24 protein-coding genes are annotated in these 20,773 nt (G+C 71.6%); 5 read left to right on the top strand and 19 right to left on the bottom strand.

The annotated features are described in order from the left end of the window. Positions 1-68 precede the first annotated feature (68 nt). The 6 genes from L6E10_RS10465 to L6E10_RS10440 all read right to left on the bottom strand — a co-directional run bounded on the left by L6E10_RS10465 (position 69) and on the right by L6E10_RS10440 (position 4,134). The gene (locus L6E10_RS10465; protein WP_236219182.1) at positions 69-470 is read right to left on the bottom strand and encodes an ATP-binding protein; all 402 of its coding nucleotides are present in this window, start codon (positions 468-470) and stop codon (positions 69-71) included. Positions 471-612: 142 nt separating this feature from the next. Beyond that, the gene (locus L6E10_RS10460; RefSeq protein WP_236219180.1) at positions 613-2,211 is read right to left on the bottom strand and encodes a SulP family inorganic anion transporter; all 1,599 of its coding nucleotides are present in this window, start codon (positions 2,209-2,211) and stop codon (positions 613-615) included. Beyond that, positions 2,208-2,540 carry a helix-turn-helix transcriptional regulator gene (locus L6E10_RS10455; RefSeq protein WP_236219178.1) on the bottom strand — a complete coding sequence of 111 codons (333 nt, stop codon included), beginning with the start codon at positions 2,538-2,540 and terminating at the stop codon, positions 2,208-2,210. Before L6E10_RS10455 ends, L6E10_RS10460 begins: the two co-directional genes overlap by 4 nt. A 3-nt stretch (positions 2,541-2,543) precedes the next feature. Beyond that, on the bottom strand, positions 2,544-2,720 hold the full coding sequence (locus L6E10_RS10450; protein WP_236219176.1) for a hypothetical protein: 177 nt from the start codon (positions 2,718-2,720) through the stop codon (positions 2,544-2,546). 97 nt (positions 2,721-2,817) lie between these two features. Further along, positions 2,818-3,438 carry a CBS domain-containing protein gene (locus L6E10_RS10445; protein WP_236219174.1) on the bottom strand — a complete coding sequence of 207 codons (621 nt, stop codon included), beginning with the start codon at positions 3,436-3,438 and terminating at the stop codon, positions 2,818-2,820. A gap of 9 nt (positions 3,439-3,447) precedes the next feature. Next, on the bottom strand, positions 3,448-4,134 hold the full coding sequence (locus tag L6E10_RS10440; protein ID WP_236219171.1) for a CBS domain-containing protein: 687 nt from the start codon (positions 4,132-4,134) through the stop codon (positions 3,448-3,450). Positions 4,135-4,294: 160 nt separating this feature from the next. On the opposite strand from L6E10_RS10440, the gene L6E10_RS10435 reads away from it, so the two are divergent. The 3 genes from L6E10_RS10435 to L6E10_RS10425 all read left to right on the top strand — a co-directional run bounded on the left by L6E10_RS10435 (position 4,295) and on the right by L6E10_RS10425 (position 6,544). After that, on the top strand, positions 4,295-4,714 hold the full coding sequence (locus L6E10_RS10435; RefSeq protein ID WP_236219169.1) for a universal stress protein: 420 nt from the start codon (positions 4,295-4,297) through the stop codon (positions 4,712-4,714). 98 nt (positions 4,715-4,812) lie between these two features. After that, a complete protein-coding gene (locus L6E10_RS10430; protein WP_236219167.1) occupies positions 4,813-5,904 on the top strand; it encodes a nitroreductase family protein in 1,092 nt (363 codons plus the stop codon). Positions 5,905-5,992: 88 nt separating this feature from the next. Continuing rightward, the gene (locus L6E10_RS10425) at positions 5,993-6,544 is read left to right on the top strand and encodes a DoxX family membrane protein (RefSeq protein ID WP_236219165.1); all 552 of its coding nucleotides are present in this window, start codon (positions 5,993-5,995) and stop codon (positions 6,542-6,544) included. Between the two features lie 375 nt (positions 6,545-6,919). On the opposite strand, the gene L6E10_RS10420 is transcribed toward L6E10_RS10425, so the two are convergent. The 7 genes from L6E10_RS10420 to L6E10_RS10390 form a co-directional block, all read right to left on the bottom strand. After that, positions 6,920-7,060, bottom strand: coding sequence for a hypothetical protein (locus L6E10_RS10420; protein ID WP_236219163.1), 141 nt, complete (start codon positions 7,058-7,060; stop codon positions 6,920-6,922). Continuing rightward, complete coding sequence (locus L6E10_RS10415) at positions 7,060-9,585, bottom strand: HAD-IC family P-type ATPase (protein ID WP_236219161.1); 2,526 nt, start codon at positions 9,583-9,585, stop codon at positions 7,060-7,062. Before L6E10_RS10415 ends, L6E10_RS10420 begins: the two co-directional genes overlap by 1 nt. Continuing rightward, entirely contained in the window at positions 9,566-9,961 is a 396-nt protein-coding gene (locus L6E10_RS10410) for an HPP family protein (RefSeq protein ID WP_236219159.1), read from the bottom strand. Before L6E10_RS10410 ends, L6E10_RS10415 begins: the two co-directional genes overlap by 20 nt. Beyond that, entirely contained in the window at positions 9,958-10,407 is a 450-nt protein-coding gene (locus L6E10_RS10405) for a universal stress protein (RefSeq protein ID WP_236219158.1), read from the bottom strand. The genes L6E10_RS10410 and L6E10_RS10405 overlap by 4 nt, the downstream gene beginning before the upstream one ends. 29 nt (positions 10,408-10,436) lie before the next feature. Then, entirely contained in the window at positions 10,437-13,013 is a 2,577-nt protein-coding gene (locus L6E10_RS10400; protein ID WP_236219156.1) for a bifunctional GNAT family N-acetyltransferase/acetate--CoA ligase family protein, read from the bottom strand. Then, positions 13,010-13,513, bottom strand: a complete 504-nt coding sequence (locus tag L6E10_RS10395) for a universal stress protein (RefSeq protein ID WP_236219154.1) — start codon at positions 13,511-13,513, stop codon at positions 13,010-13,012. The genes L6E10_RS10400 and L6E10_RS10395 overlap by 4 nt, the downstream gene beginning before the upstream one ends. 155 nt (positions 13,514-13,668) lie before the next feature. Further along, positions 13,669-13,866, bottom strand: coding sequence for a DUF1918 domain-containing protein (locus L6E10_RS10390; RefSeq protein WP_236219152.1), 198 nt, complete (start codon positions 13,864-13,866; stop codon positions 13,669-13,671). Positions 13,867-14,013: 147 nt separating this feature from the next. On the opposite strand from L6E10_RS10390, the gene L6E10_RS10385 reads away from it, so the two are divergent. Then, positions 14,014-14,463, top strand: coding sequence for a universal stress protein (locus L6E10_RS10385; protein ID WP_236219150.1), 450 nt, complete (start codon positions 14,014-14,016; stop codon positions 14,461-14,463). 61 nt (positions 14,464-14,524) lie between these two features. Here the strand turns inward: L6E10_RS10385 and L6E10_RS10380 are convergent, their stop codons facing one another. The 5 genes from L6E10_RS10380 to L6E10_RS10360 all read right to left on the bottom strand — a co-directional run bounded on the left by L6E10_RS10380 (position 14,525) and on the right by L6E10_RS10360 (position 18,833). Beyond that, positions 14,525-15,412 carry a patatin-like phospholipase family protein gene (locus L6E10_RS10380; RefSeq protein ID WP_236219148.1) on the bottom strand — a complete coding sequence of 296 codons (888 nt, stop codon included), beginning with the start codon at positions 15,410-15,412 and terminating at the stop codon, positions 14,525-14,527. A gap of 131 nt (positions 15,413-15,543) precedes the next feature. Next, positions 15,544-16,392, bottom strand: coding sequence for an SDR family oxidoreductase (locus L6E10_RS10375; RefSeq protein WP_236219146.1), 849 nt, complete (start codon positions 16,390-16,392; stop codon positions 15,544-15,546). 283 nt (positions 16,393-16,675) lie between these two features. Further along, entirely contained in the window at positions 16,676-17,551 is an 876-nt protein-coding gene (locus tag L6E10_RS10370; protein ID WP_236219144.1) for a universal stress protein, read from the bottom strand. Beyond that, positions 17,548-18,114, bottom strand: a complete 567-nt coding sequence (locus tag L6E10_RS10365; RefSeq protein ID WP_236219142.1) for an HPP family protein — start codon at positions 18,112-18,114, stop codon at positions 17,548-17,550. The genes L6E10_RS10370 and L6E10_RS10365 overlap by 4 nt, the downstream gene beginning before the upstream one ends. Positions 18,115-18,140: 26 nt before the next feature. Continuing rightward, positions 18,141-18,833 carry a hypothetical protein gene (locus tag L6E10_RS10360; RefSeq protein WP_236219140.1) on the bottom strand — a complete coding sequence of 231 codons (693 nt, stop codon included), beginning with the start codon at positions 18,831-18,833 and terminating at the stop codon, positions 18,141-18,143. 260 nt (positions 18,834-19,093) lie between these two features. On the opposite strand from L6E10_RS10360, the gene L6E10_RS10355 reads away from it, so the two are divergent. Beyond that, positions 19,094-19,750, top strand: coding sequence for a response regulator transcription factor (locus L6E10_RS10355; protein WP_308102766.1), 657 nt, complete (start codon positions 19,094-19,096; stop codon positions 19,748-19,750). A 4-nt stretch (positions 19,751-19,754) separates the two neighbouring features. Here the strand turns inward: L6E10_RS10355 and L6E10_RS10350 are convergent. Continuing rightward, positions 19,755-20,773 (bottom strand): GAF domain-containing sensor histidine kinase (locus L6E10_RS10350; protein WP_236219137.1); only part of this gene is annotated, 1,019 nt, incomplete at its 5' end.

Here is a 20,773-nt window from a genome sequence, read left to right as displayed (position 1 = left end):
GTCACACGCCGACCAGGCTTCCCGGCACACCTGGCGGAGAGCCTACAGCCACACCACGCCGAAACCGGCTACCCGGTGCAGTCGACGACTGCCCAGACGGTCTTGCCCCCGGGCAGGGGACGCACACCCCAGTGCACGGACACCCTGTCGACCACGACGATGCCCCGTCCCCGGCTACCGCCCAGACGGGAGTGGCCGCGCACGGGCAGTGCCGACGAGGAGTCGTCCACCTCGACGCTCACCCTGCAGGGTTGCATGTGGTGCGCGACCCGCAGCTGTCCGGGGCCGGGCGCGTGGTCGTACACGTTGCTCACGAGCTCGGTGACGATGAGCTGGACGTCGTAGAGGTGGTCCTCGCCGAGGCCGTCGAGCGCGTCGACGAGCCACCTGCGCACCGCGCCGACGGTGGTCGAGGCGTCGGCGGGCAGGTCGAGCGCCAGTGGTCCGGCACCCTCTTCGACGGTGGTCACCACTGCCTCCGCGTGGCGTGGATCCGGTCATACCGGACGGAAAGCTGAACGCTCACCGTACCTGGCGCCACGTCCGGGGACCGAACAGATGACAGGGGACGAATTCCACCCACGGCGGCGGTCCGGGCAGGGCGACAGCGCGTCATGGCAACGTTCCGTTCCGTCGCAGGTGGTTTCGCGCGTACTCGATGGCTTCGGGTGTGCTCGGGAACATCCGCACGCCGTGGATCTCCAACTGCCGGCGGTGCTCTTCGCGCACGCCGGAAAGCAGCACGGTGACGCCCCGGTGCTCCAGCCTCTCGACGGCGTCCCGCAGCACCAGGGCTCCGGTTCCGTCCAGGGTGGACACGTGCGACAGGCGCAGGACCACCACGGAGACCGCCGAGATCTCGGTGAGCTCCAGCAGGAACCGGTGTGCCGCCGCGAAGAACAGCGGTCCGTCCAGCCGGTAGGCGACGATGTGCTCGGAGAGCAGCTCCCGCTCCTCCTCGCTGTGATCGCCCGTTTCCAGCGGTTCGACGTCGATCCGCGCGGATCTGGCGACGGCTCGCAGCGCGAGCGCTCCCGCCACGACGAGACCGACGATCACGGCGGTGACGAGGTCCAGCGCCAGGGTCGCGACCGCGGTGAGGGCGAGCACTACCGCGTCGGACCGGTTCGCGCGCATCAGCACCCGCACCGACCCCACCTCGACCATCCTCACCGCGGTGGCGAGCAGGACGCCGGCCAGCACGGCCAACGGGATGCGCCCGACCAGCGGAGCCGCGGCCAGCATGATCACGGCGAGCGTCAGCGCGTGCACCAGTGACGCCAGTCGTGACGTCGCACCCGAACGGACGTTGACCGCGGTCCTCGCGATCGCCGCGGTGGCGGGCACACCGCCGAACAGCGGCGTGACGACGTTCGCGATGCCCTGCCCGAACAGCTCGCGATCCGGGTCGTGCCGCTGGTTCACGCTCATGCCGTCGGCGACCGTGGCGGACAGCAGGCTCTCCAGCGCGGCCAGTGCCGCCACCGCCACCGCGGACGGCAGCAACGACCACACAGCGCCCGGGTCCAGGAAGGACAGCGACGGCGCGGGCAGCAACGCCGGCAGTGCTCCGATCCGGGCCACCGGCATCGACCAGATCTCCGCCACCGCCGTGCCCGCCGCCACGGCCAGCAGCGAGAACGGGACCGCCGGCTTCCAGCGCGCGCCCGCGAGCATCACCACGACCACACCGGCCGCGAGCAGCACGGCCGGCCAGGCGGGACCGGTCCCGAACGCGCGCACCGCGTTCACCACCACGTTGTGCCCGTCCGGGGCCGGCACGCCGAGAGCCGCGGGAACCTGCTGCAGCGCGATCACCGCGGCAATGCCGATGGTGAAGCCCTCGATGACGGGCGCGGGCACGTACCGCATGTACCGCCCGGCCCGGGCCACCGCCAGGCAGAGCAGCAGCACACCCGCGAGCAGACCGACCGTCAGCACACCGCCGGGCCCTAACCTCGCGACGATCGGCACCAGCACGACCGTCATCGCACCGGTCGGCCCGGACACCTGCAGGCTCGAACCCCCGAACACCGCCGCCAGCGCGCCCGCCACGACCGCCGTCGCCAGACCGGCCGCCGCGCCGAGCCCGGACGCGACACCGAACCCGAGCGCCAGGGGCAGGGCCACGACGGCGACCGTGACGCCCGCGACCACGTCCCGGGGCGTCGCGGCCGACCAGTCCGCCTTCGCGGGCAGGAAGGTTCTCACGCCGAGTCCTCGCGCAACTGCGCGAGCAACTCGTTCTGCCCCACCAGGAGCTCGGTCAGGATCCGCCTGGCCGCCTTCATCAGGTCGGCCACGTCGGCGCCCGCGAGCGCGTACACCACCGTCGGCCCTTCACGGGTCGCCGTCACGATGCCGGACCTGCGCAACACGGCCAGCTGGGCGGAGAGGTTGGACGCCTCCACGTCGATCTCGGCGAGCAGGTCGCGCACGGCCTTCGGGCCGTCCTGCAACAACTCCAGCACCCGGATGCGCACGGGATGACCGAGCATGCGGAAGAACTCGGCCTTCGCCTGGTACAGGGGAACCGGCACCGCTCACTCCTTCCCTGGTGCGTCGACCACCACGCCGTGCTCGCCCGCCAGGCGCCGCAGGTCGGCGAGATCGGCGCGGTGCACCTCGGCGCCGTAGTCGTCCTGCTGCTCCTCCGCGTGACGCACCGCCTGCTCCGCCTGCCCGAGCCGGATGAGCAGGCTGTCCTCGAACTCGCTCACGGAACCACAACCTGTCCAATTGAAGAATTCTTCAATTCGACACTCTACAACGCCGGCACCTGTGAACTGGAGAGATGCTCCCGCCACTCTTGTGTCGTCAGCCGCCGGCGGGCACGGGTTCGGTCGTGAACTCCACGTCGGTCACACCGGCGGTCGCGCGGACGAGCACGTCGACAACGTGGCGCTCGGTGGCGCTGTTGCCCTTGTCCACGATCGACACCTTGCCGCCGGTGACCTCGACCTGCCACCGCCGCGTGCCACCGACCATGCCAAGCCGGTTGCGGATCTCGGCCTCGACCACCCAGTCCGCGCGGGTGATGGTGCGGAGCATGTCCCTGCGGGTCACGATGCCCGCGAGGTGTCCCTCGTGCACGACCGGCACGCTGCGCACGTTGTGCTCGAGCATCAGTTCCGCGACCTCGGTGAGGTCGGTGCCCGGGGTCACCGTCACCACGGGCTTCGTCATCACCAGGGCGACCACCTCCGCGGGCGCCTGCCTGGCTTCGACGGGGTGGCCGTGGACGAGCCACCTCGGGTCCTGGGGCAAGCGGTCGCGGAGCAGCTCGGCTTCGCCGACGACGCCCACGACGGCACCGAAGGCGTCGACCACGGGCAGGGCGGTGAAGCCGCGCTCGGCGAGCAGGCGGGCCGCGTCACGCGCCGGGGTGTCCGGTCCGACGACCACGACGTCGGTGGTCATCACGTCTCGAGTCCTCATGTCGCTCCTTCAGCCGAAGATCTCGGTTTGGCGGGGGTGCGTGGTGTCGTTCCAGCCGCACCGCAACTGGCTGTGCACGTCCACCACGCCGGGCAAGGCCCGCACGAGGTGTTCGGCGATGTCGACTTCGCTCCGGCGCTCCAACCGGCCGTCGAGCGTCACTACGCCGGCGGACACGTCGACGGTGACGGTGGCGGGGTCCACCCACAGCGTCCGGCCGAAGATCTCGTCGCGGATGGTCGTGCGCAGCTCGTCGTCCTCGCGCAGGAAGAGCTTGAGCAGGTCGCGGCGGGACAGCACCCCGACGAGCGCGCCGTCGGAGTCCACGACGAAGAGCCTGCGCACACCCGCCGCGGCCAGTTCCCGTGCCGCCGCGCTCGCGGCGAGGTCGGAGGTAATGGTCTTCACCGGCGAGGTCATCACGTCACGGGCGGTCACGCCACCCGCCTGTTCCCACCGGTGCTTCGTCACACGGCCGGCGAACACACCGGGTGCGTCTTCGGTGCCGCCGCGGAACTCCTCCTTCGGCACCAGGTCCGCTTCGGACACGACGCCGACGGGGTGACCGCCGTCGAGCACGGGCACCGCGCTGATCTTGTTGTCCTCCAGCAGCCGCACGAGGTCCTTGAAGGAGCTCCCGACGTCCGCGGCGATCACCTCACGTGTCATCAGCGAGGCGACTGTCGGTTCACGCATGACACCCTCCGGCGATCTTCGGTTCCTGTGCTTCCCAGCCTTCTCGGCGCGACGAGCACCGCCCACCTGCCAAGGGCGCGGGTGGACCGGGCGTTCCGGCCTCCCGAGGCAGGACCGAAGGACCCTGCGCCGCGGCGAGGACCATCAGCACTCTGAGGTCATGAGCGAAAAGCCACGCATCGTCGTCGGAATCGACAGGTCACCCGTCGCGCGGGCCGCGCTGGCCTGGGCGGTACGGGAAGCCAAGCGCACCAACGCCTCCGTCCTCGCGGTCAGCGTCTGCCAGCTGAGCTTCGAGGCGACGCACAAAGAGGACCTGCGGGTGGCCCTCGAGTCGCTCGGGCCGGACGCCGACGGCGTCGAGGTGGAGCTGCGGACACCGCACGGTGCCGCGGGACCGGTCCTGGTGGAGCTGTCCGAGCACGCGTCGTGCCTCGTGGTCGGCGGAGCCGGCCATCTCAAGCGAGAGGTGCTGGTTCTCAGCTCGGTCACCACCTACTGCCTGCGTCACGCCCACTGCCCCGTCGTGGTGGTGCCGGTCGACGGCGAGCGGCACGCCGGTCCTCTGATGCTGCGGTGAGTGACGCCGGTCCCGGCCGGTCCGGGACGTAGGCCCCTCATCAGCGGCCGCCGGTGCTGCGAGTTTCGGGACAGGACTTCTACGTGGAGGTGAGCGGAATGGACCGCGGCAAGCCCGACGAGGCGACGGTGCGAGCGGCGGTGGCGATCGCCGGACGCGCGCCGTCGGTGCACAACACCCAGCCGTGGCGCTGGGAGGTGGGTGCGCACAGCCTGCACCTGTACGCCGACCGTTCCCGCGCGCTGCCCGCGACCGATCCACTGGGCGCCGACCTGGTCGTCAGCTGCGGGGCGGCGTTGCACCACCTGCGGGTGGGGCTGGCGGCGCTCGGCTGGCGGGCGAAGGTGCACCGCCTGCCGAACCCGGCCCAGCCCGATCACCTGGCCGCGGTGGAGTTCGAGCCGATGGAGCCGCGCGAGCCGCACGTGGCGCTCGCCGCCGCGATCCCCCGCCGGCGTACCGACCGGCGGGCCTTCTCCTCGTGGCCCGCGCCCGAGGAGCTGCTCGACCAGCTGGTCGTGACCGCCCGCGCGGAGGGGGTGGACGCCCACGTCATCACCGGCAAGGCGCGCGACGAGCTGCTGATCGCCATCGAGAAGGCCGCCGACGTCCAAGGCTCCGACGCCGCGTACCGCGCCGAGATCCGCGAGTGGAGTGGCGTGTACCCCGGTGCGTCCGCCGGTGTCCCCGCCGCGAACATCCCGGCGGGCTCCCACCGGTACGGGGACCTGCGGATGCGCGAGTTCGCCCCGGGCTCGCTGGTGCAGGAAGGGCGCAGCGTGCTCGGCGAGGACGCGGGATCGCTGGTCCTGCTCAGCACGTCGTCCGACGACGACCTCTCCCGGCTGCGGGCCGGCGAGGCGATGAGCGCCGTCCTGCTGGAAGCCACCTCCGCGGGGCTGGCGACCTGTCCGTTGAGCCAGCCGCTGGAGGTCCTGGAGACGAGGGATCTGGTGCGCGACGAGGTGCTCGGCGGCTCGACCTGCCCGCAGCTCGTGCTCCGCGTGGGCTGGGCCGCGTTCAACGCCGACCCGCTCCCGGCCACACCCCGCCGCCCCGTCGTCGACCTCCTCCGAAAGCAGGAGCAGCAGCAGGCAGCCGCATCCGCGACTTCGCCGCGCTCGGCCAAGCCGCCGGCAGGCGGCACGGGAGGACGCGCACGTCGTCCGGAACCCCTTGCGCGGTCGTGACGTCCCGGCTGGATCGGGACCAAGGGCCGCGTTCGCGGGCGGTGTCGCCAACAAGACTCGAGGTAGAAGAACTTCCTGGGAGGTAATGATGTCCGCTGTTCACGCTCCTGCTCGTACCCAAGCCGAAACGGGCGCGATGGCCCTCGCGGTGCTGCGCATCGCGACCGGGCTGTTGTTCCTCTGGGCGTTCGTCGACAAGGCGTTCGGTCTCGGCTATGCCACGCAGCCGAAGAACGCGTGGTTCGAGGGCGGATCGCCCACCAAGGGTTTCCTGAGCCGGGTCGCGGTCGGGCCGTTCGAGCCGGTGTTCCACGACATCGCCGGTGCCTGGTGGGCGGACGTGCTGTTCATGGCCGGTCTGCTCGCGATCGGCGTGGCGCTGGTGCTCGGCATCGGCCTGCGGATCGCCGCCGCCGGTGGCGCGGTGATGATGCTGCTGATGTGGGCCGCCGAATGGCCGCCGGCGCAGCACACCTCGGGCGGCGAGCCCACGATGTCGACCAACCCGGTCATCGACTACCACGTCGTCTACGCCCTGGTGCTGATCGCGCTGGCCGCGACGGCCTCCGGAGCCACCCGGGGCCTGGCCCGCCGGTGGAACACCCTGCCGGTGGTCAAGGCCAACCCCTGGCTGCGGTGAGGACGGCGGAAGGGGCGAGGGTGCCGCAACACGCGGCACCCTCGCCTTTTGTCGCGCCGGGAGTCATATGGCGCGGTGCGCTTGCCCGGCTGATTGCCCTGGCGCCGCCGTGGAACCGACAACGTTCGAGCGTCCTACCAGGCACCACGGCGCCGATGATCGCGATGAACGCGGCTCCTTGGTTCGTCATGGGCGGCTCGGCTGGCTCACCGCTGAGATGATCCGCCCACATCCGCAGCGTCGTGCCGGCCTTGGGCCGCAAGGCGCTCGAACGACGCCTTCCCGCACAACTCCGTCAGGCATGTGCCAGGTCCGACGGCATCGGCCTTCTCTCCGAGCAGATTGCCGCGGCCACGGGGAGGGCAGCCAGCGCCGTCACGAAACCCAGCGCGAGCACCGCGCCCTCGATCCGGTCGCCGGCGGTGGCGAGCGGATCGTCACCGGGAAAGCTTCAGCGACCTTGGTCTCGTCGAGCGTCGAACCGCTTGCGGGAACGGCGTTGCCGAGCGTCGCCATCAGCTCCCCTTCGTGCGGCGCTGCCGCCACTTCTCCAGCTCCACGACGACGTACGCCGCCGCGCTCAGCACGAAGACCACCAGCCAGGGTTGCCATCCGAGCGGCGCGGTGTGGAACAGCGAGTTCATGAACGGCACGTAGGTCAGCAGCAGCTGCAAGCCCGCGGTCAGCGCGATGCCCACCCACAGCCAGCGGTTCGGTCCGGTGCTCGGCCGCCACTTCTCCAGCGAGCGGCAGTTGACCAGGTAGGCGATCTGCGCGCCGACGAACACGTTCACGGCCACCGTGCGCGCGACGTCCAGCGTGGCGCCCGAGGCCAGCTGCCAGCGGAACGCGCCGAACGAGCACGCGAGCAGGATCGCCGAGACGAACACGATGCGGCCCACGAGACGCCGGGTCAGCAGCGGCAGCGACGGCGGCAGCGGTGGGCGGCTCATCACGTCCGCCTCGCGCGGTTCGAACGCGAGCGTCAGTCCCAGCGCGACAGCGGTGGTCATGTTGATCCACAGGATCTGCACCGGCAGGATCGGCAGGGCCGCGCCGAGCAGGATCGCGGTGAGGATCACCAGGCCCTCGGCCATGTTGGTGGGCAGGGTCCAGATGATGAACTTGCGCAGGTTGTCGAAGACCGCGCGCCCCTCCTCGACGGCGGCGCGGATCGACGCGAAGTTGTCGTCGGTCAGCACCATGTCGGCGGCCTGCTTGGCCACCTCGGTGCCGCCTTTGCCCATCGCCACACCGATGTCCGCGCGGCGCAACGCGGGGGCGTCGTTGACGCCGTCGCCGGTCATCGCGACGACCTCACCACCGGCCTGGATCTTCTTGACCAGCCTCAGTTTCTCCTCGGGAGCGACGCGGGCGTGGACGTCGGTGATGCCGAACTCCGCCGCGATGGCACGGGCGGTGGCCGGGTGGTCGCCGGTGATCATCTTGACCTCGACGCCCGCCGCCTGGCAGGCGCGCACCGCTTCGACCGCCTCCGGTCGCGCCGGGTCGTGCATCGCGACCAGTCCGAGCAGCTTCACCTTGCCGCGCAAGGCTTCTTCGGACAGCTCGACGCCTGCCGCGCGACCGATGGCCAGCACCCGCAGCCCGGAAGCGGACAGCTCTTCGGCCTCAGCGTGGTGGTCGAGCCCGGCGAGGGCGAGGACGCGTTCGACCGCGCCCTTGACGTAGACGACGTCGCCCGCGTGCCGCGTCGCCATGAACATCCGCTCCGAGCTGAACGGCAGCACGTCCACCCGTTGCGGCACGTCGGTGTGGTCCAGGCCGGCTTTGCGCGCCGCCACGACGAGCGCGGCCTCGGTCGGGTCCCCGACGGGGAGCCAGCGTCCGCCGTCCTCGACGATCCGCGCGTCGTTGCACGCGAGGCCTGCCAGCAGGCACTCACGCACACCGGGGGTCGGTTCGGGCGTGATGACCCCGGCGGGCTCGTACCCGATGCCCGACAGCTCATGGCGCGTTCGTCCCACCACGACCGCGTTGACGGTCATCGCGTTGGCTGTCAGCGTTCCCGTCTTGTCGGTGCAGATGACCGTGGTGCTGCCCAGCGTCTCCACGGCGGGCAACCTGCGGATGATCGCGTTGCGCTTGGCCATCCGCGCCACCCCGATGGCCAGCGTCACCGTGACGGCGGCGGGCAGGCCCTCCGGGATCGCACCGACCGCGAGTGCGACGGCGGCGGTCACCATCTCCGCGAGCGGTTCGCCGCGCAACACGCCGACCACGACGCTGAAGGCCGCGAGCCCGAGGATGACCACGGTCAGGATCTGGCTGAAGCGGGCGAGCTTGCGGGTCAACGGGGTCTGCACGGTGGTGGTCGTGCTGACCAGCCGGTGCACCCGGCCGATCTCGGTGTCCGCGGCGGTCGCGACCACGACACCGCGCCCTCCCCCGGCGGTGACCAGCGTGCCGGAGTAGGCCATGTTGACCCGGTCGGCCAGCGCGGTGTCCGGCGGCAGCGCCACCGGGCTCTTGGCCACCGCAACCGACTCGCCGGTCAGCGCCGACTCGTCGACGCGCAGCTCGGTGGTGGTGACCAGCCGGAGGTCCGCCCCGACCTGGTCTCCGGCCTCCAGCACGACCAGGTCGCCCGGCACGAGCTCGGCGGACGGCACCCGTGCGGTGAGTCCGTCGCGCACGACGGTCACCTCGGTGCGCACCATCGCCGTCAACGCGTCCAGGGCGCGTTCTGCCCGCGCCTCCTGGATGAAGCCGATGACGGCGTTGACCACGACGACCCCGAACACCACCGAGGCGTCCACGACCTCGCCCAGCGCGGCGGTGATCCCGGCGGCCACCAGCAGCACGTAGATGAGCGGGTGGTGCAGCTGTCCGAGCAGCCGCACCACCCAGCTCGGCCCGCGCTGGGCCGGGAGCTCGTTCGGACCGAGGGCGGCCAAGCGGTCCCGCCACTGGGCGGTGGACAGGCCCGTGGTCTCGTCGGACTCCGCGATGAGGACGACCTCGGCCACCGGAAGCCCGTGGTGGACGACGTCCTCGCGGTCAGCGGTGCTCAGCGGCATGGCCCACTCGCAGGTTCGGGTCGTCGTGGCTGAGGGCGCGCAGGACGTCGAGGCGGGTGACCATGCCGAGGAGCCGGCCGTTCTCGAGGACCGGCACGCTGATCACCTCGTACCGGGTCATCGCCTCGAACAGAGCCCCCAGGTCGAAGTCCGGTCCGACCGCCAGCGCCGGCTGCACCATGACGCGGTGGACCTGGGGCGCCTCGTCGTCACGGTGGCGGCACCCGGCTTTGGTCACCACGCCGAGGAAGAAGTTCCCGTCGACGACGGGCAGCACCGTCAGGCCGAAGTCGTCCATCAGTCCCTCGGCGTGGCGGGCGAAGTCGCGCGGTCCGACCGTGACGAGCGGGCGGGCCATCGTGTCGGCGGCCTTCATCGCGCGGTCCGCGCGAGTTCGCGGTCGTCGACCGGGATGACGACGATCGGCGCCTGTGCGTGCCGCACGACGTGCATGCTCGTCGAGCCGAGGACGATCTGGCGGATCCGGTGCCCGGTGTGCGAGGCGACGACCAGCATCGCGGCGCCCTCCGAGGCCTTCTCGAGCGTCTCGGCCGCGTCGCCGCGCAGGCTCCTGCGGACGATCTCGGGCATCTGCTCGCGCTTCTCCGACGCGGTCCGCACCGCCTTCTCGATCAGCGCCTCCGATTCGGCCCGCATGCGCTGTTCGGTGGTCTCGGTCCAGTCGGTCAGCGCTTCGAAGGTCCAGGCGTGCACGACGTGCAACGGGCATCCGCGCACGACCGCCTCGTCCAGTGCCCATTCCAGTGCTTGGTCCGAGGCGGGCGTTCCGTCGATGCCCACCACGATCGGCCTGGTGCTCATGGTTGTTCTCCCTCGGTCTCTGGTTCCGGTCAGGTGGTGCGCAGGCGGCGCAGGAACGGGTCGGTGTGCCGGGCCGGTGCGACGCGCACCCGCGCGTCGACGACCACGCATCCGTTCTCGGTCAGCACCAGGGGGTTGATGTCGAGCTCGACGACCTCGGGCAGTGCGCCGGCGAGTTCGGCGACGCGGAGCAGCACGTCCCGGACGGCGCCCTCGTCGGTGCCGGCGAGGACGTGGCCCGCGGTCCGGAAGCCGTGCAGCAGGTCGTCGGCGTCCGCTGTGGTCAGTGGAGCGAGAGCAGCGGCGCGGTCGTCGAGCAGGTCGGTGTCGACGCCACCGAGCCCGGTGACCACGAGCGGCCCGAACTTCTCGTCGGTGACGACACCGATCAGCAGCTCCCGGCCTCGTGCCGCCATGGGCTGCACGAACACGCCGCGCAGCCGGTCGCCGAAGCGTTCGCGGAACGCCCGGAAGGCTTCCGCCACACCGGCCGCGTCGGCGACGCCGAGCTCCACGCCGCCTCCCTTGCTCTTGTGCAGCAGGTCGTCGGCGACGGCCTTGAGCGCGACCGGCGCGTCGTACGCCTGCTGTGCCGCGACCGCGTGCTCGGCGGTGGTGGTGAGCGTTCCGCCCAGCACCGGCAGCCCGAACGCGGTCAGCAGCGCCACCACCTCGTCCGGAGGCAGCCAGCCGTCTTCGCCCGCCACGATCGCCTTCGCGGCGTCGAGGTCGATCCGGCCCGGGCGGGGGAACTCCCTCGGGCGAGCCAGCCAGTCCGCGCGCTCGACCAGCCGTGCCAGCGCGGCGGCGGCACGGGCGGGCTCCGCGTAGCAGGGCACGTCACCCGCGAGGCGTTCGGTTCCGCCGGTGCGGACCGCGAGGACCGGTTTGCCGTCGAGGCCGTGCACGCCGCCGGTGGGGTCGCCCAGCGCGGTCGGCACGGTCACGGTGATCACGGCGTCGACCGCGGGGTCCGCGCCGATGACGTCGAGGCAGCGCGCGAAGGTCTCCTCGTCGACGACCGCGGTGGTGTCGACCGGGTTGTGCACGCTCGCCGTCCGCGGCACGAGCCGCGCCAGCGCCTTGCGGGTCTCGTCGGCGAGCACGGCCATCCGCAGGCCTTGCTGCACGCAGGCGTCCGCGGCCAGCACGCCGAGTCCACCGGCGTTGCCGAGCACCGCCACGGATCGGCCGGCGGGCAGCGGCTGCCAGCTCAGGGCCATCGCGGTGTCGGTCAGTTCCGGCACGCTGCCGACCGCGATCACGCCCGCCTGCCGGAACAACGCGTCCCTGGTGACGGCGGGGGTCGCGGTCGAGGCCGTGTGCGAGGCCGCGGCACGGCGGCCCGCCTCGCTGGTGGCCGCGCGGATCGCGAGGACCGGCTTGGTGGTGGCGACCCGGCGGGCGACGCGGGCGAACTTGCGCGGGTTGCCGAAGGACTCGAGGTAGAGCGCGATGATCCGGGTGTCCTGGTCGTTCTCCCACCACATCAGCAGGTCGTTGCTGCTGATGTCGAGCTTGTCGCCGGTGGAGACCAGGTTCGACAGGCCGAGGCCGACCCTGCACAGTTCCTCCTGGACCCCGATCGCCACACCGCCGGACTGGGTGACCAGCCCGATGTGGCCCGGGAGGGTGCTGTGCGCGGCGAACGTGGCGTTCATCCGCACCGCCGGCGCGCTCGTCGACACACCGAGGCAGTTCGGTCCCACCAGGCGCATGCCGTGCCTGCGCACCGCCTTCAGCAGCTCTTCGGCGTCGACACCGGACGAGATGACGACCAGGGCTCGCGCGCCGCGCCGGCCGCACTCGTCGGCGACGGCGGGAACGGCCTTCGCCGGCACGCACAGCACCACGAGCTCCGGTGCTTGCGGCAACTCGCTCACCGAGGCGTAGCAGTCGACACCGGCCACCGACTTCGCGTGCGGGTTGACCGCGTACAGGTCACCGGTGAAGCTGCTCCGCACCAGGTTGCTCAGCACCGCGTGGCCCACCGAACTCGCCGACCGGCCCGCGCCGGCCACGGCGATCGAGCCCGGCCGCAGCACGTGGGTCAGGCTCGCGACGTCGGCACGTGCTTCCCGGTCGCCCACGGCGTCGAGGTAGTGGTCACCGGGTTCCAGGACGAGCTCGACGTGGACGACCTCGCCGTCGGGCACGATCGAGGTGACCAGCCCCAGGTCGGTGAAGACCCGCAGCATGCGGCCGTTGATCGTGAGCACCTCGGCGGTGAACCGGCGCACACCGCGGCCGCGCGCCAGCGAGGCGAGGTGTTCGAGCAGCAAGGTGCCCACGCCGTGGGCCTGCTCGATGTGCGACACCACGAGCGCGACCTCGGCGAAGTCGGTCTCGCGCACCACCACGTAGCTCGCCGCGCCCAGCAGCCGGTTCTCGCGGAACGCGCCGAGGACCACGTGCCGCGGCGCGTCCGGCGAGACCATCTGCTCGACGAAGTCCTCCAGCTGCCGGGGCGAGGTGCTGAAGAACCTCAGGTACCGGTCCTCGACCGGCAGGCCCCGGTGCAGCTCCAGCAGCGCCGGCACGTCCTGCGCTCCCAGTTCGCGCACCTCGACGACCGAACCGTCGGTCAGCAACGCCGCCGCGTTCACAGCAGCGGTCCCGGGGTCAGCGGGAGCACCGGCTCCGCGACCGGGTGTGCCTGTGCGACCTCCGCCTCGCGGACGACCACCACCGGGCACGACGCGTGGTGCACGCAGTAGGCGCTGACCGATCCGATGACCGCCTCGACGAGCCTGCTGTGCCCCCGGTTGCCGACGACGAGCAGCGCGGCGTCCTGCGACGCCTTGGACAGCACGTCGCGGGCATCGCCTTCGACCAGGACCCGGCGGATGTCGACACCGTCGAACCCCTCCACCGACCGGTCGAGGACGCTCTGCGCCGCCGCCTTCATCGCCTGCGGTGACACCTCGGCGAAGACCTCCGCGGGCAGTGGCCCGATCATGACGCCGTAGTCCGCGTGCCACGCCGTGACGGCGTCGACGCCGCACCCGCGCCTGCCGGCGTCCTCGACGGCCCAGCGCAACGCGGCCAGGGAGGCCGGTGATCCGTCCACTCCGACCACCACGGGCCGGGACTCGCTCTCGCTCATGCACTCGAGCCTCGCGGACCCCGTCGCCGCCGGTGAGTGGCCGCGGGCCCGCAGCGTCCGGGACCTTCGTCCTCGGCTCACCAGGCCTCACCCGGGACCACGGTCACCGGACGGCGCCACGCGAGCAGTAACGTCGCGACGGCGGTGTCCACGGGTCACCCCGTGCGCAGCCGCGCAGCCTCTTCCTCGGCCGTGACGACGTGCGTCTCCGGGCCGGGGAACACCAGGGCCTCGTGCTCGGTGTCCAGCCACCGCACGAGGTACGGAGGCCTGCCGTCCTCGTGCTTGACCGCCGTGACCTGACCGCGCCGGCCGCTGGACTCCACCAGCCAGTCGCCCCTCTTCACCCTCATCACGTCCTCCGTTCGACCGGGTGCGGTCGAGGGTCCGCCACGCGCGCGTGCGCCAGCAGGGCGCTTGGGCTCGCACGGCTCATGACGTTCGTCCCTGCCGACGTCCGCTCCCGAACCGCACGCTGGTCCCGAGTGATGGGAGCAGCCATGAGGACACACGTGATCCTGGTCGGCGTCGACGGTTCGGCGGAGTCACGTGCGGCACTGCGCTGGGCCATCGCGGAAGCGGCACACCGCGGCGCGCGCGTGGAGGCGATGCTGGCCTACCACCGCGAACCGGCAGTCGTGCCGGCCGCGCCGATGGGCCTCAACCCCTATGGCGAGATGCCCCGACGACACCCCGCCCGCGAACTCCACGAGGCAGTGCGGCAGGTGCGCGCCACGGTGCCGCACGCGCCTGACATCGCCGAGTGCGTCGTCATCGGCGACGCGGCCGACCACCTGACCCAGGCCTCGAAGCACGCCGAGTTGCTGGTCATCGGCACGCGGGGCCGCGGAGCGGTGCGCGAGTTCCTCTCCCACGGCGTCGCCGCGCACTGCCTTCGCCACGCCGAGTGCCCGGTCGTGGTCGTTCCGCCGAGGTCCGAGTCGCCCTGACCGGGCACACCCCGATCCGCTGCCGGCGACATCCCCGCTGAGTTCACCCGGACCTCGGCGGTCAGCCGGTCCAGGTGGCGCGGATCCGGTCGAGCTCGGCGCGTGCCTGCCGGATCCCGGCGGTGTAGGCGTCGCCCACCCGTGTCGGATCCATGACGTTGGCGCCACCGCCGCTGATCTCGAGGAACTCCGGTCCCGGCTCGATCAGCGCCACGGACCGAGCCCGCCGGCGAACCCGGTCCACACCCGCTCGGACAGCGGCGTTCGTGACCGAGGCCGTGGCATCGTCGCCGTCGGCAGAGCCGAGGGGAAAGCAGGAGATGGCGACGATCCGGTCGTGGCCGGCGCCGAGGTCGGCGTTGAGCGGGTCGCGCAAGCCGCCGTCGAGGTAGCGGCGGCCGTTGATCGTCACCGGTGGGAGGGTGAGCGGTACCGCTGTGCTCGACGCCACGGCGCGTTGCAGCGGGACACCGCTCGTGGCGTCCCAAACTCGTCGTTCTCCGGTGGCGATGTCGATGGCGGCGCAGGAGAACGCGGCCGGCCAGCGCTGACCCGCCAGTTGAGGGAACAGTCCCAAGAACGTGTCCTCGTCCAGCGTCTCGGTCTCGGTCGCCAGCTGGCCGAGCAACCGCAGGCCCGCCTCCGGTGTCTCGCTCGCGGTCGCCTTCGCCATGGCGTCGGCCAGGCCCGCGGGATCGATCTCGCGGGAACCGGAGCCGAGAGCCGCGCCGAAGGCGGCGACGGTCTGCAGTGCTCCAGCGAGTTCGAGCCCCAGCGCCAGGTGGGCGGCGACCAACGACCCCGAAGAGGTTCCCGCCAACAGATCCGCGTGACCGAAGTCGACACCGCCGTCGGCGAGCCCGGTCACCAGGCCCACTTCCCACCCCATGCCCAACGCGCCGCCTCCGCCGAGCACGAGAGCGCGGGTTTCGGATCGTTCGCCATTCATGACAGATTCACCATCACCATTCTGGTTTCCGTGAAGGCATCCCAGGCCGGGGAACCATGCTCCCCTGCCGATGCCGGACTGCTCGAAGCCGCCGAACGGCACGGTGCCGTCGGTCATGGCCGTGTAGGTGTTCAGGCGGAGCCGGTGCGGCCCGCGACGGCCAGCACCACGCGGCGCCGGCTCAAGAACCGGCCGGCGTTGGCCATCAGCCGGTTGCGTGTTCCGGATATGACGCTGGGCGGGGGTGTGCGGCGGTCCAGTGCGCGCAGGGCGGTGGCGACGACCTGCTGCGGTGTCTGGAAACTACCGCCGCTGCTGGCTTCGGGAGAGCTGATGGCGTCGAAGAACTCGGTGCGCGTGAGGCCGGGCGACAGGGCGAGCACCCGCAGCCCGCTGCCGAGCGACTCCTGCCAGAGCCCTTCGGTGAAACTGAGCACGAAGGCCTTGGAGGCCGCGTAGACGGCCATGTTCGGGATCGGCTGGTGCGCGGCCAGGCTGGCGACGTTGACCAGGACACCGGTGCCGGCCGCCCGCAGTTCGTCGATGAAGGCCCGGCTCACGTCGACGACCGAGCTGATGTTGACCGCGAGCATCTCCTGCAGGCGTTCGGGGTCCTCCGAGTGGAACGCGCCGTAGGTCCCGAAGCCGGCGTTGTTGACCAGGCTGGTCACCCGCAGACCCCTCCGGGCGACCTCGTCCGCGAGCGCCGGCCCGGCACCGGGCACGCTCAAATCGGCGGCGATGGCGGTGGCCTCGATGCCATGAGCGGCGGTCAGCTCCTCCGCCAGTCGTTCGAGGCGGTCGAGCCTGCGGGCGACGAGCACGAGGTTCGAGCCGCGCTCGGCGAGCGCGTGGGCGAAGGCGAGGCCGATGCCCGAGCTGGCGCCGGAGATCAGGCTGGTCTGGGCGCGGTAGTCGACGGCGGTCACAGGCTTGTCCCTGTCGAGCAACGATGAACCATGCCCGTCATAGTACGCCATCCTGTCAGTGTGTGACAGCTGGGCATTTACTGTCCGGCCGTCGCTGTCGGCGTCCTGGCCTGTCTCGACTTCGCGACCGAGATCAGGGTGCGACGCAAGGGCGAAGGCGATCCGACGCGGATCTTCGACGAGGCGGTGGCCGCTCTCCGGGGCACAACCCGTGGTCCACCCGTTCAGTGACGAGGTGCCTGGGGACGCACGAAAGGTGTTCAGTTCGGTTCGCAAGGACCGACCTGAACACCCTTCTGACCGCACTCCACGTCAAAGGCGAGGACTTGCTCGTCTAGTCCGGGCGGACGATCGCCAACGGGCACGGCGCGTTGTAGACGAGTGCCTGACTCGTCGAGCCGAGCAACATGCCGGCGAACCCGCCGTGCCCGTGGCTACCCACCACCACGAGCTGCGCTTCAGCTCCGTAGCGCATCAACGCTCGCACCGGTCGATCGCGCACGACCACGGGGTGCACCTGCACGTCCGGGTACTTCTCCTGCCACCCCGCCAGCCGCTGCGCCAGCAACCTGCGCTCCTCGGCCTCCACCTGGCCCCAGTCCACGGTGAACCGCGAGGCGCTGTAAGCGCTTTCCACCATGAAGTCCTGCCAGCACATCACCGCGGTCAGCCGGGTGCCGCGCATCGATGCCGTCTCGAAGGCGAACGCCAGTGCGGCCTCACTCGTCGGCGACCCGTCGACGCCCACCACGACAGGGCCGTCCGGCACCGCCGTGCCGCGCACCACGACCACCGGGCTCTGCCCGTGCGCCGCCAACGCCAGGGCCGTGGAACCGACGATCATGCCGGTCACCGTGCCGAGCCCCTGGGAGCCGACCACCACCAGACGGGCGGACTGGGACTCCTCGACGAGCAGCGCGGTGGCGCCGCAGCACACGATGTCCGTCGTCACCTCGACGTCCGGCGCCGCCGCCCGCGCGGCCGCCGTGGCCACCTGCAGCTTGTCCCAGCCCAGGTTCTCAAGGGCGTGGCGGATCTCGTTGCCGGTGAGGACGACCTCGGGATAGCCGCGGGTCGGCAGCACGTAGGCGTGCACCAGCCGCAACGGCATCTTGTGCCGCGCGCACTCCTGCGCTGCCCACGTCACCGCCGACAGTGCCGAGGTGGAGCCGTCGACACCGGCGACGATCGGGGCGGATGGGGCCTTCATCGTCGTCCTCCAGTCAGAACGCGGGCGCGCAGCACTCCCGGTACCGCGTCGGCCAGTGCCACGAGAACCCGTTCGGTGTCCTCGTCGGTGGTCGCGGTGCCGATCACGGCTTCACCTCCGTGCACCGTGACCGTCCACTTGCGACCTCCGCCGTACATGTCCAGCACGCGCTGGACCTCTGCGGCGACCGTCGTGTCGGCCCTGGCGATCACCCGCACCAGATCGCGACGGGTCACCACGCCGATCACGGTCGAGCCGTCGACGATCGGGACGCACCGCCTGCGGTCGTCGACCATGACGCGGGCCAGCGCCTCGGCGGGTGCGGCGGCGTCCATCGCGACAGCGGGCGAGGTCATCACGTCGGCGACGACGGCACCGCCGTCCTCGAGGTACCTGCCGCGCACCAGGTCGGCCTCGGTCACGATGCCGACCAGGCGTTCGTCCTCGTCCACTACGGGAAGTGCGGTGAAGCCGTGCGAGACCATCAACGCGGCCACGCCCTTGAGCGGGACGGCCGGCGTGACGGTGATCGCCGGGCTGGTCATGACGTCGCGAGCACGCATAGCGGAACTCCCTTCCGGCTTCGACACTAGGAATCGGCACGGCCGCAGGACGCTGTCCTTGGTCCCGTCCCCGCCGGGCCCTTGGCACCGACGACGGCCAGCGCCTGCGGGAATCCGGCGAGCTCGTGCCGTTCGACCAGGCCGGCCCGCCACTCGCGCCGGTGCACCAGGTGGACGACCGGTCGCACCGCCACGCCGGTGCTGCGGCCCGCCAGCACCGCAGCCTGCACCGCGGCACCACCCCGGACGTGGTCCGGACGGCGATCGCCGGTGGTGATCACGACGAGCTCGTGTTCGCCCAGCGCGCGCAGCTCCGTTCCCGCCCAGTGGCTGGCCCATCCCAGCGCACGGGCATCGCCCGTGCCGGTGGCCTCGGCGAGGCGGATCGCCCGGTGCAGGTCGAGGTCCTGCGGATCCGCCGGTTCGCGGCGGTCCGCGCGGACGACGGCGAGCAGGCCCGGACTCGCCTGATCGGTCGGGAACACGACGTGCGGGTGCCAGCCCGCGTGCCGGACGGCGAGCACGACGTGTTCCAGAGCGGCGCCGCACGACAGCAACCGGTCGAAGCCGAGCGGATCGTGCTCGGACGTGTGCCCCCTCGCGAAGAGGTAGACCGACCGGTTGTGCAGCTCCAGCGACCACGGCCGGTCCTCGCTGTACACGGGCGCCTCGCCGGCCGCCTCGACGATTCCCGCGGCCTCTGCTGGGTTCCATCGCATGCCTTGACGATTCCGCCGCGGGGTGCCGTGCGGGCAGAGCGGACGTGCCCCTCCGCGACGGGCACTTGGACCCTCCGCAGAGGTCCGCGCACACCGGCTCCCCAACCCTCATACTGGACGGGCAGCTGATCGGGTGGCGAGGAGTTCGGCCGGGTGCGCAGGACCCCCGCTTCCCGGGAACAGGGTCTTTGGTCCCTGGGTGCGGCCGCTCGCCACAAGAGATCGTGATCGCGGAACGGTTGAGGAGAGGGTGGTCGCAAGTGGTGTCGCGAGTCTTCCTGGTGGACGACCACGAGGTCGTCCGGGTCGGCATCAGGGAGCTGCTCAGCGCCTCCCCCGACCTGGAGGTCGTGGGCGAGGCGGGCTCGGTCACCGAGGCGCTCACCCTGGTCCCGGCGGTCAACCCGGACGTCGCGGTGCTCGACGTCCGGCTGCCCGACGGCAACGGCATCGAGCTGTGCCGCGAGCTGCGCTCACGGCTGCCCGAGCTGAACGTCCTGATGCTCACCTCGTTCACCGACGACGAGGCGCTGTTCGACGCGATCATGGCCGGCGCGTCGGGGTTCGTGCTCAAGCGCATCCTCGGCACCGACCTGACCACCGCGGTGAAGACCGTCGCGGCCGGGCAGTCGCTGCTCGACGCCCGCTCCACCGCCGCGTTGCTCAACCGCATCCGCCGCGAACGCGAGCAGGGCGACCCCGTCCGGGCGCTCACCGAGCAGGAACGGACCGTGTTCGACTACATCGGCGACGGCCTGACCAACCGGCAGATCGCCGAGAAGATGTTCCTCGCGGAGAAGACCGTGAAGAACTACGTCTCGCACCTGCTGGCCAAGCTCGGCCTGGAACGCCGCACCCAGGCCGCCGTGCTCGCCTCACAGCTGCGCAAGCCCACCCACGACAACGAGACCGGCTGAGCGGTCAGTCCAGCGGCACCCGCCACGTCACGCGGGTGCCGCCGCCCGGCTCGCCGCCGACGGTGAGCACGCCGTTCAGCGCGGTCGCACGCTGCTCGAGGTTGCGCAGGCCGCTGCGCGCGACCTCGGCCGGCATGCCCAGGCCGTTGTCCACCATGGAGATGATCAGGGAATCGCCCGCCTCGACGGTCAGCGTCAGCTCCGTCGCGCGCGAGTGGCGCAGCGCGTTGCTGACGGTCTCGCGCACCACGGCCTCGGCGTGTTCCCCGATGTAGTCGGGCACCAGGCTGTCGATGGTGCCCGACATCCGCACCGCGGGCGTCAGCTCGGCACCCTCGGTGAGCTCGGCGACGATGTCCAGCAGACGCCTGCGCAAGCCCGTGTCACCGGAGTCCGCCTGCAGGTCGAAGATCGACGTGCGGATCTCCAGCACCGTCTGGTCCAGCTGGTTCACCGCCTTCTGCACCCGCCTGCGGACCTCCGGGTGGGTCACCCACGTGAGCGACCCCTGCAGGCTCATGCCGGTCGCGAACAGGCGCTGGATCACGTGGTCGTGCAGGTCGCGTGCGATCCGGTCGCGGTCCTCGAGCACGTCGACCATGCGCCGGGCGTTCTGGTTCTCGGCGAACTCGATCGCCACCACGGCCTGGTCGGCGAACGACGCCAGCAACGGCATCAGGTCCGCCCCGAACGCGGCCGAGTCCTTGTCCCGGACCGAGAGCAGGACACCGGTCACCGTCGTGCCCGCCCGCAGCGGTACCACCACGGTGGGACCAGCCCGGCCGGCGAGGTGGCCGAGTTGCTCGCCCGCCTCCTCGAGCATCACCGGTGCCGCGGTCTCCAACACCTCCGCGAACACCGGCGCGTCGGCGGCGAACCGGTCCGAACCGGACTCGGCGCCCGCATGCGCCGCCATGCGCAGTTCGCCGCCCTCGAGCAGCAGGACCGCGGACCAGGACGCTCCCGCCAGTTCGACCGCGCGCTGCACGATCAACCGCAGCGCGTCCTCGGCGGTCGCGCCGG

The sequence above is a fragment of the Lentzea sp. CC55 genome (assembly GCF_021056325.1).
GTDB classification, from domain to species: domain Bacteria; phylum Actinomycetota; class Actinomycetes; order Mycobacteriales; family Pseudonocardiaceae; genus Lentzea; species Lentzea jiangxiensis.
This window is presented reverse-complemented; position numbering and strand designations above follow the sequence as displayed.